Origin of the sequence: Prauserella sp. PE36 (genome assembly GCF_003311655.1) — a bacterium.
Taxonomy (GTDB): domain Bacteria; phylum Actinomycetota; class Actinomycetes; order Mycobacteriales; family Pseudonocardiaceae; genus Prauserella_A; species Prauserella_A endophytica.
In genome coordinates this window covers 13,221-28,694 of sequence record NZ_QEQT01000022.1, presented here as the reverse complement: position 1 = coordinate 28,694, position 15,474 = coordinate 13,221, and the positions used below count along the sequence as shown (strand labels likewise).

17 protein-coding genes are annotated in these 15,474 nt (G+C 69.5%); 10 read left to right on the top strand and 7 right to left on the bottom strand.

The window, feature by feature from the left end; genetic code table 11:
* From DI005_RS00720 to pknB, 7 genes are all read left to right on the top strand, one after another.
* Positions 1–585, top strand: a 585-nt coding sequence (locus DI005_RS00720; RefSeq protein WP_113640966.1) for an FHA domain-containing protein, incomplete at its 5' end; no start/stop codon positions are given.
* 124 nt (positions 586–709) lie between these two features.
* Positions 710–1,183, top strand: coding sequence for an FHA domain-containing protein (locus tag DI005_RS00715; RefSeq protein ID WP_112265936.1), 474 nt, complete (start codon positions 710–712; stop codon positions 1,181–1,183).
* On the top strand, positions 1,180–2,616 hold the full coding sequence (locus tag DI005_RS00710; RefSeq protein ID WP_113640965.1) for a PP2C family serine/threonine-protein phosphatase: 1,437 nt from the start codon (positions 1,180–1,182) through the stop codon (positions 2,614–2,616). The genes DI005_RS00715 and DI005_RS00710 overlap by 4 nt, the downstream gene beginning before the upstream one ends.
* Positions 2,616–4,124: an FtsW/RodA/SpoVE family cell cycle protein gene (locus DI005_RS00705; RefSeq protein WP_112265932.1), complete on the top strand. Its 1,509-nt coding sequence runs from the start codon at positions 2,616–2,618 to the stop codon at positions 4,122–4,124. Before DI005_RS00710 ends, DI005_RS00705 begins: the two co-directional genes overlap by 1 nt.
* Positions 4,121–5,590, top strand: a complete 1,470-nt coding sequence (locus DI005_RS00700; protein WP_113640964.1) for a penicillin-binding protein 2 — start codon at positions 4,121–4,123, stop codon at positions 5,588–5,590. The genes DI005_RS00705 and DI005_RS00700 overlap by 4 nt, the downstream gene beginning before the upstream one ends.
* 3 nt (positions 5,591–5,593) lie before the next feature.
* A complete protein-coding gene (locus DI005_RS00695) occupies positions 5,594–6,823 on the top strand; it encodes a serine/threonine-protein kinase (protein ID WP_112265928.1) in 1,230 nt (409 codons plus the stop codon).
* A gap of 75 nt (positions 6,824–6,898) precedes the next feature.
* Positions 6,899–8,878: a Stk1 family PASTA domain-containing Ser/Thr kinase gene (pknB, locus tag DI005_RS00690; RefSeq protein ID WP_113640963.1), complete on the top strand. Its 1,980-nt coding sequence runs from the start codon at positions 6,899–6,901 to the stop codon at positions 8,876–8,878.
* A 123-nt stretch (positions 8,879–9,001) separates the two neighbouring features.
* Here pknB and DI005_RS00685 read toward each other — a convergent pair whose 3' ends face one another.
* Genes DI005_RS00685 through DI005_RS00680 form a run of 3 tightly spaced genes read right to left on the bottom strand, consistent with a single transcriptional unit; the run spans position 9,002 to position 10,808 of the window.
* Entirely contained in the window at positions 9,002–9,643 is a 642-nt protein-coding gene (locus tag DI005_RS00685; RefSeq protein ID WP_113640962.1) for an aminodeoxychorismate/anthranilate synthase component II, read from the bottom strand.
* 23 nt (positions 9,644–9,666) lie between these two features.
* Positions 9,667–9,828, bottom strand: coding sequence for a hypothetical protein (locus DI005_RS38445; protein ID WP_170200493.1), 162 nt, complete (start codon positions 9,826–9,828; stop codon positions 9,667–9,669).
* Entirely contained in the window at positions 9,828–10,808 is a 981-nt protein-coding gene (locus DI005_RS00680; protein WP_112265922.1) for a class E sortase, read from the bottom strand. The genes DI005_RS38445 and DI005_RS00680 overlap by 1 nt, the downstream gene beginning before the upstream one ends.
* A gap of 135 nt (positions 10,809–10,943) precedes the next feature.
* On the opposite strand from DI005_RS00680, the gene crgA reads away from it, so the two are divergent.
* Together crgA and DI005_RS00670 are read left to right on the top strand one after the other, a co-directional pair.
* The gene (crgA, locus tag DI005_RS00675; protein WP_112265920.1) at positions 10,944–11,210 is read left to right on the top strand and encodes a cell division protein CrgA; all 267 of its coding nucleotides are present in this window, start codon (positions 10,944–10,946) and stop codon (positions 11,208–11,210) included.
* Positions 11,211–11,289: 79 nt separating this feature from the next.
* Positions 11,290–11,703, top strand: a complete 414-nt coding sequence (locus tag DI005_RS00670; RefSeq protein WP_113640961.1) for a PH domain-containing protein — start codon at positions 11,290–11,292, stop codon at positions 11,701–11,703.
* A gap of 1 nt (position 11,704) precedes the next feature.
* Here the strand turns inward: DI005_RS00670 and DI005_RS00665 are convergent, their stop codons facing one another.
* Entirely contained in the window at positions 11,705–12,652 is a 948-nt protein-coding gene (locus DI005_RS00665) for a rhomboid family intramembrane serine protease (RefSeq protein ID WP_113640960.1), read from the bottom strand.
* 47 nt (positions 12,653–12,699) lie between these two features.
* Positions 12,700–13,257 carry a peptidylprolyl isomerase gene (locus tag DI005_RS00660; RefSeq protein ID WP_113640959.1) on the bottom strand — a complete coding sequence of 186 codons (558 nt, stop codon included), beginning with the start codon at positions 13,255–13,257 and terminating at the stop codon, positions 12,700–12,702.
* 89 nt (positions 13,258–13,346) lie between these two features.
* Between DI005_RS00660 and DI005_RS00655 the strand changes: the two genes are divergently transcribed.
* The gene (locus DI005_RS00655; protein ID WP_112266743.1) at positions 13,347–14,063 is read left to right on the top strand and encodes a hypothetical protein; all 717 of its coding nucleotides are present in this window, start codon (positions 13,347–13,349) and stop codon (positions 14,061–14,063) included.
* A gap of 66 nt (positions 14,064–14,129) precedes the next feature.
* Here DI005_RS00655 and DI005_RS00650 read toward each other — a convergent pair whose 3' ends face one another.
* Positions 14,130–14,576, bottom strand: a complete 447-nt coding sequence (locus DI005_RS00650) for a hypothetical protein (protein WP_112265912.1) — start codon at positions 14,574–14,576, stop codon at positions 14,130–14,132.
* Between the two features lie 185 nt (positions 14,577–14,761).
* Positions 14,762–15,292: a DUF2020 domain-containing protein gene (locus DI005_RS00645; RefSeq protein ID WP_113640958.1), complete on the bottom strand. Its 531-nt coding sequence runs from the start codon at positions 15,290–15,292 to the stop codon at positions 14,762–14,764.
* Between the last annotated feature and the right edge of the window lie 182 nt (positions 15,293–15,474).

Below are 15,474 nucleotides of genomic sequence, written 5' to 3'. Positions count from 1 at the left end.
CAGCAGCCCGGCGGGTACGACCAGGGCTACGGGCAGCCAGGAGGCTATGACCAGGGCTACGGCCAGCCCGGTGGCTACGACCAGGGCTATGGGCAGCCCGGCGGGTACGACCAGGGGTACGGCCAGCAGCCCCCGGCGCCCGGCTATGACCAGGGCTACGGCCAGCCCGGCGGGTACGACCAGGGCTACGCGGCTCCGCCGAGCCCGCCCGGTGGCTACCCCGCGCAGGCCCCGCCGCCCGACCCTTACGCGCAGCAGGGCTACGGCCAGCCCGGGATGCCCGGCGGCAACCGCCAGCTCGCCGCGAGCCTCCAGCTCGACGACGGTTCCAACCGGACGTACTCCCTCAAGCAGGGCGGCAACGTGGTCGGCCGCGGCCAGGACGCCGACTTCCGGCTCCCGGACACCGGCGTCTCGCGCCGGCACCTGGAGATCACCTGGGACGGCCAGAGCGCCACGCTCGCCGACATCGGTTCCACCAACGGCACCACGGTGAACGGCACCCCCGTGCAGACCTGGCAGCTCGCCGACGGTGACGTCATCAGGGTCGGCCACTCGTCCCTGGTGTTCCGGACGCAGGGCTAGTTCGGGCTTTTCGGCCATCCCGCATGGCCCGCGAGCGCGGGTCCCGCATAATGGCGGCCATGCGGGGGACCCGTGGCGCACTCGTCACGGGGTGGGCGTGAAAAGGCGGGAGCTGACACAACAGGTGCCAGAGCTGGTCGTTCAACTCACCAGAGCAGGTTTTCTCCTCTTGCTCTGGCTGTTCGTGTTCGCCGCGCTACGCGTGGTGCGCTCGGACCTCTACGCGGCGTCCGGGCTGCGCGTCAACCTGCCGAGCCTGCGGCGCGGCAAGAGCAGCAGAGAGCCGAAGAAGCCGCGCGGGGGGAAGCTGCCGCGGCAACTGGTCGTGACGCACGGCGCGCTCTCGGGCACCCGCATCGCGTTGGACGGCAAACCGATCCTCATCGGCAGGGCTGACGACTCGACACTGGTGCTGGACGACGACTACGCCTCCACGCGGCACGCTCGCATCTCACTGCGCGGTGACGAGTGGTATGTGGAAGATCTGGGCTCGACGAACGGCACCTATCTCGACCGGGCTAAGGTCACTGCACCCCTCCGAGTCCCGCTCGGCGTCCCCATCCGGATAGGCAAGACGGTGATCGAGCTTCGCCCATGACTCTCGTCCTACGCTACGCGGCCCGCAGTGACCGTGGCCTGGTTCGTTCGAGCAACCAGGACTCGGTTTACGCCGGCCCGCGCCTGCTCGCCCTGGCCGACGGAATGGGCGGCCACGCCGCCGGCGAGGTGGCCAGCAAGGTCGTCATCGCCTCGTTGGCCCCGCTCGACGACGACGAGCCCGGCGACGACCTGGTGACCCAGCTCCGCGAAGCGGTGACCCACGGCAACCAGGCGATCTCGGAGCTCGTCGCGAACGACCCAGACCTCGACGGCATGGGCACCACGCTCACCGCCGTGCTGTTCTCCGGCTCCCGGCTCGGGCTCGTGCACGTCGGCGACTCGCGTGCCTACCTGCTGCGGAACGGTCAGTTCTCGCAGATCACCCGCGACGACAGCTTCGTCAACGAGCTGCTCGAGCAGGGCCGGATCACCGAGGACGAGGCCGCGACCCACCCGCAGCGGTCCCTGCTGCTCAAGGCGCTCACCGGGCACGAGGTGGAGCCGAGCTTCACGGTCCGTGAGGCACGGGCTGGGGACCGCTACCTGCTGTGCTCCGACGGCCTGTCGGGCATGGTCAGCAACGAGACGCTGTCGGAGGCCATGCAGATCCCGGACCCGCAGGAGTGCGCGGACCGGATGATCGAGCTCGCCCTCAAGGGCGGCGGCACCGACAACGTGACGGTGATCGTCGCGGACGTCGTGGACATCGACTTCGGCGAGGACGCTCCCATCGTGGGTGGTGCCGCCGGCGACGGCAGCGACGAGGGCCACCAGGGCGACTCTCCCGCGGCCCGCGCCAGGGCGCTCACCGCGCCGCCCCCCACCCAGCCACAGCGGCTCGAGCCGACGGAGCCGCCACCAGACCCAAAAGCGAAGCGCCGTAAGCGGATCAGACTCCTCGTGGCACTCGGCCTGGCGCTGATCCTGCTCGCGGCCGCCGCGATCGCCACCCGCTACTTCGTCATGCGGCAGTACTACGTTGGCGTGGGTTCGAACGAGGAAGTCGTGATCTTCCAGGGCGTTCCCGGCAGCGTGCTCGGCTTCGACCTGCACCGCGAGGCGGAGGGCTCCTGCCCTCCCGAGGCCACGCTGTGCGAGCCGCTGCGCCTGCAGGACCTGCAGCAGGACGCGCGCGTCGCCGTGCGCAACTCCGTCAAGCGCGACGGCCTCGCCGAGTCGCGGGACTACATCGACACGCTCCGTCGCAACAACATGCTGGAGATCTGCGACGAGGAGCAGCCCCAGGGCGGCGGCGTGATCGGCGGCATCGGCCAGGGCAACGCGGCGCCGGAGCCAACGGGCGAGAACCGGCCCGAGGGCGGTAGCCAACCGAGTGGCGAGAACCAGCCGACCGAGACGACGACGCCGGAACAGGGTCGGCAGGAGCCGGGGGTGGACTGCCGCCCGGCGCCCAGCCCAGGCGGTAACTGATGGCTCAACCCGCAGGCAACCCCGGCGCGGTCGGCCAGCAGTACACGACGAACCCGCCGCGCGAACTGCCGAGGCGGCGGGGCACGGAGCTGATGCTGCTGGCGTTCGCCGCGTTCATCGTGACGTCGGCGTTCGTGCTGGTACAGGCGAACCAGGAGCAGGAGCTGTCCTGGTCCATCGTCTGGTACGGGCTCGCCTACCTGGCGATCTTCGCCGTCGCCCACCTTGCGGTGCGCCGCTGGGCGCCCTACGCAGATCCGCTGATCCTGCCGTGCGTCGCGCTGCTCAACGGGCTCGGCCTGGTGATGATCTACCGGATCGACCTCGCCAACGCGCAGGAAGCGATCGCCATCGGCGAGGTGACATCCGGCAGCGCGCCGAGGCAGGTGCTTTTCACGGTCTTCGCGCTGGCCCTCTTCCTCGGCGTGCTCGTGGTCGTGAAGGACCACCGCACGCTCACGCGCTACGCGTACACGTTCGGCCTCATCGGCATCGTGGCACTCGCGCTGCCCGCGCTGCTGCCCAGCTCGCTGTCCGAGGTCAACGGCGCGAAGGTGTGGCTGAAGCTGCCCGGCTTCTCGATCCAGCCCGGTGAGTTCGCCAAGATCCTGCTGATGATCTTCTTCGCGTCGTTCCTCGTCGCGAAGCGGGACCTCTTCATGACCGCGGGTAAGCGGGTGATGGGCATCGAGCTGCCGAGGGCAAGGGACCTCGGACCGATCATCATCGCCGCCGTCGTCTGCCTCGGCATCCTCGTCTTCCAGCGCGATCTCGGCACCGCGCTGCTGTTCTTCGGCATCGTGCTGGTGATGCTCTACGTCGCCACCGAGCGGATCATCTGGGTGGTCGTCGGCCTCTCGATGTTCTTCGTCGGCGCGCTCATCGCCTACCAGCTGTTCACCCACGTGCAGCAGCGCGTCGCCAACTGGATCGACCCGCTCTCGACGTACGACGAACCCGGCGGTGGCTACCAGATCGCGCAGGGCCTGTTCGGGCTCGGCACCGGCGGCGTGTTCGGCACCGGCCTCGGCGCTGGCAGGCCGGAGACCGTCCCCGAGGCGAACACCGACTTCATCAGCGCGGCGCTCGGCGAGGAGCTCGGCTTCGTCGGGCTCGCCGCGATCCTGATGGTGTACCTGATCCTCGCCATGCGCGGCATGCGCAGTGCGCTGGCCGTGCGGGACACGTTCGGCAAGCTGCTCGGCGGCGGCCTCTCGTTCGCGATCATCATGCAGATCTTCGTGATCATCGGCGGGGTCACCAAGCTGATCCCGATGACCGGTGTCACGACGCCGTGGCTGTCCGCCGGTGGTTCGTCGCTGCTGGCGAACTACATCCTCGTCGCGCTGCTGCTGCGGATCAGCGACACGGCACGCCGCCCGCAGCAGCCCGCGAAGCCGAGGCAGCCGCAGCCGCAGGCGCCGCTGGCCGAGGCACACACGGTGATGGTGCAGCGGCCCCCGGCGGGGCAGCCGCAGCCGGGCGTCGATGGGGGGAGCACGCCGTGAACACACCGCTGCGCAAGGTCGGCGTCGCCATGCTGGTCATGGTGACGCTGCTGCTCGCCAACGCCACCTACATCCAGGTGGTGCAGGCCGACGACTACCGCACCGACAGCCGCAACTCGCGCGTGCTGCTCGACGAGTACTCGCGCGAACGCGGCAAGATCGTCTCCGAGGAGGCCGGTCAGGTGCTGGCCGGCGTCACGCCGACCGACGACCAGCTGAAGTTCCTGCGCACGTACCTCAACGGCCCGATGTACGCGCCGGTCACCGGCTACTACTCGGTGCTGTACGGCGCAGGCGGCCTCGAGCGCTCCGAGGACGAGTTCCTCAACGGCTCCGATCCGCGGCTGTTCGTGCGCAGGCTCTCCGACATGATCACCGGCCGCGACCCGCGCGGCGGCAACGTGCGGCTCACCGTGCGGCCCTCGGTGCAGGAGGCCGCCTACAACGCGATGGTCCAGAACGGCTACACGGGCTCGGTCGTGGCGCTGGACCCGAAGACCGGCGACATCCTCGCCATGGTCTCCACGCCGTCCTACGACCCCGGCAAGCTCGCCTCGCACGACGCCGAGGAGCAGCAGGAGGCGTGGACGGCGTTCACCGAGGACCCGGCCAACCCGATGCTGAACAGGGCGATCCGCGAGACGTACCCGCCCGGCTCCACGTTCAAGATCGTCACGACCGCCGCGGCGCTGGAGAACGGCATGACCGCCGGCAGCGGCGTCACCAGCGCGGCCGAGACCACCCTGCCCGGCACCAGCACCACGCTGGAGAACTACGGCGGCGCCACCTGCCCCGGCAGCACGCTGGCCGACGCGCTGAAGTATTCGTGCAACACCGCGTTCGCCGAGATCGCCGGTCAGCTGGGCAAGGAGAAGCTCGAGGCCACCGCCGCGAACTTCGGCATCGGCATGGACGACCTGGCGATCCCGATGGGCGTGGTGCCGTCCGGCCTCGGCGACCTCGAGAGCGAGGCCGCGCTGTACCAGAGCGGCATCGGCCAGCGAGACGTCCGGCTGACCCCGCTGCAGGACGCGCTGCTGGCGGCGACGGTCGCCAACGACGGCGTGGCCATGAAGCCGCAGCTCATCAAGGCGCTGCTCGCCCCCGACCTGTCGACGATCGAGGAGTTCGGCCCCGAGGAGCTCACCGGCGAGCCCGCCATGTCGGCGGAGAACGCCCAGGCGCTGACCGACATGATGATCCAGTCGGAGGCGAACACCAGCGGCGGCGGCAAGGACGAGTCGCTGAAGATCGCTTCGAAGACGGGGACCGCCGAGCACGGCACCGACCCGAAGGCGACGCCGCCGCACGCCTGGTACACCGCGTTCGCGCCGCACGACGACCCGCAGATCGCCGTCGCCGTGATCGTCGAGTCCGGCGGTAACCGAGGGCTCGCCGCCACCGGTGGCACCGTGGCCGCCGAGATCGCGAGGTCCACCATCGCCGCCGCCCTCGGGGGTGGGTAGCCGATGCTGTCGTCGGGGCAACTCATCGCGGAGCGATACCGCCTCGCCAGCCGCATCGCCGTCGGAGGAATGGGCGAGGTCTGGGAGGCCAGCGACACCCGGCTCGACCGCACCGTCGCGGTGAAGATCCTCAAGGCCGAACTCTCGGGCGACGCCGAGTTCCTGCACCGGTTTCGCACCGAGGCCAGGACCACCGCCTCGCTGAACCACCAGAACATCGCGGGCGTGCACGACTACGGCGAGACGCTCGCGGGTGAGCACTCCATCGCGTTCCTGGTCATGGAGATGGTCGAGGGAGAGCCGCTGGCGGGCATCCTCGCCCGCGAGGGCCGCATCTCCGCCGAGCGCACGCTCGACATCCTGGAGCAGGCCGGCAACGCGCTGCAGGCCGCGCACGAGCGCGGGCTCGTGCACCGCGACGTCAAGCCGGGCAACATCCTGGTCACGCCGTCGGGCACGGTGAAGCTCACCGACTTCGGCATCGCGAAGGCGGCGCACGCCGCGCCAGTGACCCGCTCCGGCATGGTGATGGGCACCGCGCACTACATCGCCCCGGAGCAGGCGCTCGGACACGACGCGGAGCCGGGCAGCGACGTGTACTCGCTCGCCGTGTGCGGCTACGAGTGCCTCGCGGGCCGCAGGCCGTTTCTCTCCGAGAACGCCGTGACGGTCGCCATGATGCACATCAGGGACCTGCCGCCGCCGCTGCCGCCGGACGTGCCGCCGGGCGCCCGTGCTGTGATCGAGGCGACACTCGTCAAGGACCCACGCCAGCGCTACGCCACGGGCGGCGAGTTCGCGGCCGCGGTCGCCGCCGTACGCGCAGGTCAGCCGCTGCCGACGCCGTCGGGCCTTGTCGGAGCGGGATACCAGCCGGCCCCGATGGGGCCGGTGAACCCCGTCACGCCCGTCGGGCCCGGTTCGCATCCCTCGATGCAGCCGGTGGCCCCTCCGACCGGCGGCGCACCGGTCCCCCACGCCATGCCACAACAGCGGCGGAGGCCCGCCGGGTTGTGGATACTGCTCTCGCTGGCGCTCGTACTGCTCGTCGCCGTGGTGACGGTGTTACTGACGGTGCTGCTCCGGCAGGACGGCGATCCGGCCACCCCCGGCCGGCTGCAGAGCGATTCGCCGGGCATACGGGACAACTGGTCCGGTGCCGGTGAGCGTTCACCGGAAGAGGACGGCTTGGAACGAATGATGGGCAGGCTGCTGATGGATGACCGCGGGTGATGCGGCGATGGCAGCTAGGCGTGATCGCATTCGCGCGTTGGAGAAGGCACTGACGGAATGGAACGGCACCGAGCAATGAGCGCACCCCGACTGCTCTCGAACCGCTATGAGCTGGGCGACACGCTCGGCTACGGTGGCATGTCCGAGGTCCATCACGGCCACGACGTGCGGCTCGGCCGCGAGGTGGCCGTGAAGATCCTGCGTGCCGATCTGGCGCGTGATCCCCAGTTCCAGGAACGGTTCCGGCGCGAGGCGCAGAACGCGGCCGCTCTGAACCATCCCGCGATCGTCGCCGTCTACGACACGGGCGAGGCCGACACCGAGTACGGCCCGTTGCCCTACATCGTGATGGAGTACGTCGAGGGCAGGACGCTTCGCGACATCGTCAAGACCGAGGGTCCGATGTCGCAGAAGCGGGCCATGGAGGTCATGGCAGACGTCTGCGCCGCGCTGGACTTCTCCCACCGGCACGGCATCATCCACCGCGACGTCAAGCCGGCGAACGTGATGATCACCCGCAACGGCGCCGTCAAGGTGATGGACTTCGGTATCGCCCGCGCCGTGCACGACGGCCAGGCCGCCATGACCCAGACCGCGGCCGTGATCGGAACCGCCCAGTACCTCTCCCCCGAACAGGCGCGTGGCGAGCAGGTGGACGCGCGCAGTGACGTCTACGCGGCGGGCTGCGTGCTCTACGAGCTGGTCACGGGCGAGCCGCCGTTCACGGGTGACTCCCCGGTCGCGGTGGCCTACCAGCACGTCAGGGAGGACCCGAAGCCGCCGTCCGCGGTCAACCCGGCGGTGTCGCCCGAGCTGGACGCCGTGGTGCTCAAGGCGCTGTCGAAGGGTGCAGCCAACCGGTACCAGTCCGCCGCCGAGATGCGCTCCGACCTGGTCCGGACGCTGTCCGGCCAGCGTCCGTCGGCGCCGATGGTGATGTCCGACGACGAGCGCACCCAGGTGCTCAACGCGACCCGCCAGCAGCCGGACGCCTACGACGACTACGACCCCGACGCCTACGACGCCGAGGAGGAGGCCCGCCGCAAGCGCAAGAAGCGGTGGCTCATCGCGGGACTGGTGGTGTTGCTCGCCGCGGCGGCCCTGTTCATCGCGTGGATCATGGGCGCCTTCAAGAGCGACCCCGAGCTGCGCGCCGTGCCCAATGTCGTGGGGCAGACCTACGACCGGGCGACGGCTCAGTTGCGCGACGAGGGCTTCAGCAACTTCCGCCAGGAGAACGTCGTCTGCCGCGACGGCTCCGGCCAGGAGCCGAACTGCGGGCCCGACGACATCGGCAAGGTGATCAGCACCAACCCGGCCGCCAGCGAGCGCATCGCGCCCACCACCCAGATCGTGCTGAGCGTCGGCGTCGCGCCGGAGCAGGTGGAGGTGCCCGACCTGTCGGGCCGGGACCGCAGCGGCGCCGAGGCCGAGCTGCAGCGGGTCGGGCTGACGCTCGACCAGAACGTGGTGGAGATCGAGGTCGACGACGAGTCGATGATCGGTAAGGTGGTGGACCAGACCCCCGGCCCGGGCGACCAGGTCGAGAAGGGCTCCTCGGTCCGCATCTCGATCGGCAAGGCCCCCGAGACCATCGCTGTGCCCAACTACACCGGTGAGCCGTTCGACACGGCGAAGGCCGGGCTCGAGGGCGCGGGCTTCCAGGTGGTCCGCAACGACGTCGACTCCGCCTCGGAGGCCGGCATCGTGGTCAACCAGACGCCCAACGGTGGCGAGTTCGCCCCCGGCACCACGATCACGCTGGACGTCTCCAACGGTTCGGGACAGCAGATCCAGATGCCCGACCTGTCCGGCATGACCGAGGACCAGGCCATCCGCGAGCTGCAGCGGGCGGGCTGGAGCGGCGACATCTCCACGCAGACCGAGCCGGTCGACGACAACAGCGACGTGGGCAAGGTGGTCAACACCAACCCGTCCGCGGGCTCGACGATCACGAAGAGCCAGCCCATCACGCTGATCATCGGTGAGGACGACGAGGGCTCGACGGAGACCTCGGAGACCGAGACCGAACCCGGGATCCCCGGCTTTCCCTAGGCCAAGCGGACCCTGACCGACACGGCGGTCGCACTCAGCACGAGTGTGACCGCCGTTGTCATGAGCGGGGTTAAGGGCAGCACCGGCGCGAGCCGCTGCGCTGGGCCGTCGGCGCCGGCGGTGTCAGGCGCCGGCGGCCTTCTGCAGGGCGCGGGTGGCCCGTTCGAGCTGGTCGACCACGTGGTCCGGCACCGGGTGGCCCGCGGAGGCCAGCCAGTTGGCGAGCATTCGGTGCCCGCCCTCGGTGAGCACCGACTCGGGGTGGAACTGCACGCCCTCGATGGGAAGCTCGCGGTGTCGCATGCCCATGACCACGCCGGACGCCGTGCGGCCGGTGACCTCGAAGGAGTCGGGGATCGTCTCGGGCAGCACGGTGAGCGAGTGGTAACGGGTGGCCGTGAACGGGTTCGGCAGTCCGGCGAGGACGCCCGTGCCGGAGTGCTCCACCTGGCTGGTCTTGCCGTGCAGCAGCTCGTGGGCCCTGTCGACGGTCGCGCCCCACGCGACGCCGATGGCCTGGTGACCGAGGCACACCCCGAGCATCGGCACGCGCTCGTCGGCGCAGCGCCGCACCACGTCGATGCTCTGTCCCGCCCGTTCCGGCGTGCCGGGCCCCGGCGAGACCAGCACGGCGTCGAAGTCGCCGATCGCGTCGAGGTCGACGACGTCGTTACGCCACACCGTGCAGTCGGCGCCGAGCTGCGCCAGGTACTGCACCAGGTTGTAGACGAAGCTGTCGTAGTTGTCGACGACCAGTACGCGCATACGGCCAGCGTATCGGTCACGGGTCATTCGGGTTCCACGGCGACGTCGTTGAACGGCAGCATCGGCTCGGCCCACGGGAACACCACGAACATCAGCAGCGCCACGACGCCGAGCACGAGCACGGCGGCGGTCAGGACGCGCACGGCCAGCGGGCCGGGCAGGTGTCGCCAGATCCAGCCGTACATCAGGCCTCCCCGATCTCGGCGAGCAGATCGTCGTAGCCCGCCCCTGGCTGCTTCTTGAGCTGGTTGGTCAGCACCGAGTGGATGATCATGCGCTCCCGGTCGGAGAACCGCGGATGACACGTGGTGAGCGTGAGCAGGGCCGCCTGCGACGCCTTGGGCAGCACATCGGCGGGCTGGTACGGCACGGGCGCCACGGCATCGCCTCGGTCAGGAGTGACGATCACGCGGCCCACCGTCTCGGCGTAGGCGCCGTCCCGGTCGCGCAACGGGGCGACGTTCGCGCACTTCGGGTCACGGCCCTTGCCCTCGGCCCAGCCCGCGGCCTCGTCGGCCATCGGCAGCACGCGGTAGACGTAGAAGCTGTCGGCCGTCTCGATCACGATCGCGTCGCACGAGTTCAGCAGGTCGAGGTCGTTGAAGGGCGCGCCCTTGCCCACCCGGTGCCCGGCGACGCCCATGTTGCCCGGCTCGCCCGGCATCGCCGTAGTCTTGTAGTGCCCTGGCCCGATCTCCAGCGTCTCGGAGTCCACGCCCTGCTGGACGGTGAAGTTCCAGTCGGCTCCGAACGACGGGATGTAGATGCGGGCGAACGCCTTGCCGTCGAGCGGCTCGGCGTGCAGCTCCCGCTCGTTCGCCCACTCGGCGTCGAGATCGGCGCTGGCCTGGTCCTGGAGCTTGCCGGACATCCAGTTGGTCACGTACAGCTCGTAGACGACGAACAGCAGCACCACCACGCCGAGCGTGATCAGGACCTCGCCGAACGTGCGCACGATGGTGCGGCCTGCCGAGCCGCCGCCCTCCGACTTCGCGGGCGGCGCTGGCGGCCGTGTGGGCGGTGGCTGGCGGTGGTTCGAGTCCGGGCGCCGCGGCGGGCGCTGGGGCGGTTGTTGCTGTCGCGGCCGCCTCGGTGGACCGGCGGGGCGGCGGCTGAAGTCCGGGATCGGGATCTCCCGCGTCTCCGGCTCCTCGTACCTCGACAAGCGAGCTCCTCATCACGATCTGCTGGTCCGGCGCTCGCTCCCCGGTTCTAGCGCCTGCTCGATTACGTTAACGTGTTCAGGTGGCGGCAGTTGCGTTCTGCCGCGGATTTGCCCGACAGCCACGCGAGGACTCCCATGCCCAAGTCCAAGGTCCGCAAGAAGACGGCGTATACCCCGCCTGCCGATCGCCGCACGCCGGTGAAGGTGCGCGCAGCCGGTCCTTCGCCGCTGATCTACAAGATCGTGATGTTCGGCTTGATGCTCCTCGGTCTCGCCTGGCTCGTGGTCAACTACCTCGCGGGCGACAAGCTGCCGTTCATGCTCGAGCTGGGCAACTGGAACTTCGCCATCGGCTTCGCGCTCATGATCAGCGGTCTGCTGATGACGATGCGCTGGCGCTGACGGCTGGTACGGCTCAGCCGAACGGCCGCTTGACAGCGAATTACAACAGTGTGACTAATCCCCAGTGTGGATAACCCCTGTGGATAACTCCACCCCTAGATGGGCGCCGAGCACGGGTCTGGTAGCGGTCGGCTGGCTGCTGGCCGTCCTCGCGGGCGGGGCCACCGCCGTTTTCGCGCTCACCGGCGACCGGCCGGGCGCCGTGCTGCTCGGCGTCGGCACGGCCGCACTGGCCGTCGGCGCGGCACACGGAACGTTCGTGCGCCCCCGGCTCGCCGCCGACGCGTGGGGCCTTCGCGTGCGCACCCTCGGCGGCACGAGGCGGCTCGACTGGAACGAGGTGGAGCTTCGGCTCGCCACCACCCGCAGGCTAGGGCGCGACGTGGCGGTGCTGGAGCTGGAGAGCGATGAACTGGTGGTGCTCGGCTGGCTGGAGCTGGGCGCCGACCCGCGCGACGTGCACGACGAGCTGCTGGCCCTCCGGCCCGCTTGACCTAGCAGACGCGGTACAGCGCGCACAGCTCCGAGGAGAGCTGTGAGTCGCGGTACACCAGCAGACCGATCAGCGCAGCCGTGAGCACCACGATCGTGCCCAGCTGGTAGGCCGTTCGCTGCTTCTCCGGCGCGTAGACCATCGCGATCATCGCCAGCGCGCCGACCACGAGCCCGCCGACATGGCCGAGCAGCGAGATCCCGGGGATCGACACGCTCAGCACGATGTTCAGCACGATGATGCCGATGGCCGACGTGGGATTGAGCCGCAGCCGCAGCACGGCGATCAGGATCGCGCCCATCAGCCCGTAGATGGCGCCCGAGGCGCCCGCCGTGCCCGTGTTGGTCTCGCCGAAGGCGAACACCGCCGCCGCGCCGCCGAGCATCGACACGAAGTACACGGCGAGGAAACGCACCTTGCCGAGCAGGACCTCCAGGTCCCGGCCGAGCACCCACAGCGCGAGCATGTTCATCGCGATGTGGAGCAGCCCGTAGTGCAGGAACCCGCTGGTGAGCAGGCGCCACCACTCGTCTCCCGCGACGATGCCGATGGGCCACAGCACCCCGTCGGCGAACAGCGGCGCGTCGTTGTTGTTCATCGGATCGCCGCCGGCCTGCACCACCGTGACCACGTAGACGAGCACGTTGATCGCGATGAGCAGCGGCGTCACCACGGCCCGCTGGGACACGCGGGCGCCCGCGACGGTGCGGGCGCCGTAGCCTGCCCTGCGGTACTGCGTGGCCTTGGCGCGCTGTTGCTGCTGCCCTGCCTGCACACAGTCGACGCACTGGTAGCCGACGGACGCCTCACGCAGGCAGTCCGGGCAGGCAGGCCGGTTGCACCTGACACAGCGCAGACCGGTCTGCCGGTTGGGATGCCACCAGCATCCGGGCAGCGCCTCCTGCTGGGACGGCTGCCCGTACTGGGGCGGGTACGGAGGTTGGCTCACAGTGCTGTCCAACCTACCCGTTTTCCCACCCCGTCAGCGTGCGGCCGTCAGCCCTGCTCGACGGAGACACGCTCGATGACGACGTCCTCCAGCGGCTTGTCGGCCGGGCCCGTCGCGGTGCGCGCGATCGTGTCCACGACGTCGCGCGAGGGCTGGTCGGCGACCTCACCGAAGATCGTGTGCTTGAAGTTCAGGTGCGGTGTCGGCGCGACCGTGATGAAGAACTGGGAGCCGTTGGTTCCCGGTCCCGCGTTGGCCATGGCCAGCAGGTACGGCTTGCTGAACTGCAGCTCCGGGTGGAACTCGTCGCCGAACTTGTAGCCGGGGCCGCCACGACCGGTGCCCGTCGGGTCACCACCCTGGATCATGAAGCCGTCGATCACGCGGTGGAAGATCGCGCCGTCGTAGAACGGGCCCGACTTCTCGCCCTTGGCGTTGGGCTGCGTGTACTCCTTGGTGCCGTCCGCGAGGCCGACGAAGTTGGCGACGGTCTTGGGCGCTTGATCAGGGAAGAGGCTGATCACGATGTCGCCTCGGTTCGTGTGCAGAGTGGCCTTCATGTTGGCTCCCGCCGGGGCTTGGTTGCTCGCAGTCACGCGATTCATCGTGCCATCTGCGGCGAGATCGGCCGGAAAGGGGCAGGATGGGTAACAAGCGCAACACCGGAAAACCAACGATTGACGAGGTGAAGGCGATGGCTCGAACCGCGGAAACGGCGGGTGAGTCCGTCAAGAACGGCTCGCGCAACCTGAGAAAACGGGCTCTCGACGTGGGCAAGGTCAGCGCAGAGGCGGCGGCGCACGCCGCACAGGTGGCCGAGCACAGGCTGACCGAGGGCACCGAGGCAGCGCGCAAGGAGTTCGCGAAGACCTCTCGCCGCACCCGCAAGAAGCTGGCCGCCCAGGCCAAGCGGACCCGCAAGGACGTGGCGAAGAGCGCCAAGCAGGCTCGCAAGATCGCGGCCGAGCGCCGCGAGGAGCTGCGCGCGCCGGGTCGCAAGGCCAAGAAGGCCGCGATCCAGGCCGCGAAGTCGGCAGGCCAGTCCAAGCGGAAGGCCAAGAAGGACTTCAAGAACGCGAAGAAGGACTTCAAGGCAGCCATGGCGGAGGCGAAGGTCGCCGCCAGCGGCGAGAAGAAGAAGCGCAGGAAGCTGCCGTGGCTGATCGGCTTCGCCGCGGTGGGGGCGGCCGTGGCCTACGCGCTGCGCTCGAAGCCGGAGCCGCCGGTCGCGCCCGCGCCGCCGCGCAGCACCGACGCGCCGAAGCCGGCCCCGTCCGCCAACGCGACGGAGGAGAAGCCCGGCCCGGCCAAGCCGTCGGCCGCGAAGTCGGAGTCGCCCTCCGGCGCCAAGACCGCCGCGCAGCGCAACGGCCAGGCGTCGTCCAGCGCGCAGCAGCAGAAGAAGTCCTGACCAACTGGGTACGAACACGACGAGGCCCCCTCCGCGCGGAGGGGGCCTCGTTCGTACGCGCTCGCGTCAGGAAGCGTGCTTGTTGATCAGCTGGCCGAGGCGCGGCAGGGCCTCCTCGACGTTCTCCTTGCCCTTGGGGCGGAGCTTGCCGTAGACCTTCTTGATGCTGTCGCGGCTGCTCTTCTCGGCACGCGCGTCGGTGACCGACAGCAGCGCGTCGGCGGCCTCGCTCGACCGCGTCGGCAGGTAGGCGCCGAAGTCGCCGCCACCCTTGGACTGGAAGTCGGCATAGAACGGCTCGAGGGCCACGACGAAGTCGTCGAGCAGGCTGTCCACGGCGGAGCCGATGATGCCCGGCTTGATCTTCTTGACGGCCGCGTAGCCGGTCTTCACGACAGCGCCGGAAACACCGCCCTTCTCCGACACCTCCTCGTCGATCAGGGTCTGCAGTTCGGTCACGACGGTCGGCCGACGGCTGGAGTCGAGCAGGGCTTCCTTGAGAGTGCTAGCCACGGATTCCTATCCTTCGTCACTTCGAGATCAACGATTTTGGAGTTTCGCAGGGGGCCGTCCGCACCCTCCGATGGTCCTTTCGGGGGTACACCGGAAGAGGCGCCGGTCCCTGGGTGCCTGCGCGTGCGCGCAAGACTAGTACAAGATCAACTTCGCCTGCACGCAGTGGTATCCGACGATCACTCTCAGAACCCGAGTCCGGAAATCGCCTGCGTGGCGATCTCCCGAGCTTTCACGCTCTGTTGCTGGTTCGTCGTCACGATGACGGCATCGCCACCCTTCGCCACCGCGTAGACGGCGCCTTCCTCAGCCGCCTCGTACCCGCCCTCCCAGCCAGGTGGCTGCGAAGCCGGGTTCGAGGTGTCGACCGGAGCGGCCTTGTCGACCAGACCGACCGCCATTTTCGGGTCACCGGAATAGACACGGACCGTGAGTTGGATCTCGCCGTCCGGGCGGTAGAAGAAGCACGAGGGGTGCGGCTGCTCCGCCGAGACGCGAACCTGGTCCACCTGCTGCCCGTTGGTCTGCGCGACCTCGTCGGTGTCCAGGTACGGGCATGGCCCGTCGGCCACCGGCTCGGGCTCCGGGGGCAACTGAGCCGAGGTGGGCGCCGGGGACGGCACCGGCTCCGACGACTGTCCCCCGTCGCCGGAACCCGTGCCGGAGCAGCCGGTCAGAGCCGCGGCCACGGCGCCGAGCAAAAGCAGTCTTCGCATAGGTCGGACAGTGAACCAGACCAGACCGCACGTGAATCCCCTGCCACAGGAGTGCGTTCATATGTAGTATGTCTGCTATCGAACAACAGAAGACTTGGATCATTGGGGGTACCAATATGTCCGTGGGCGAGCTGAGTGTGCCCACACCGCACACCGAACCCGGAGCCGAACGCGCGCTCGAC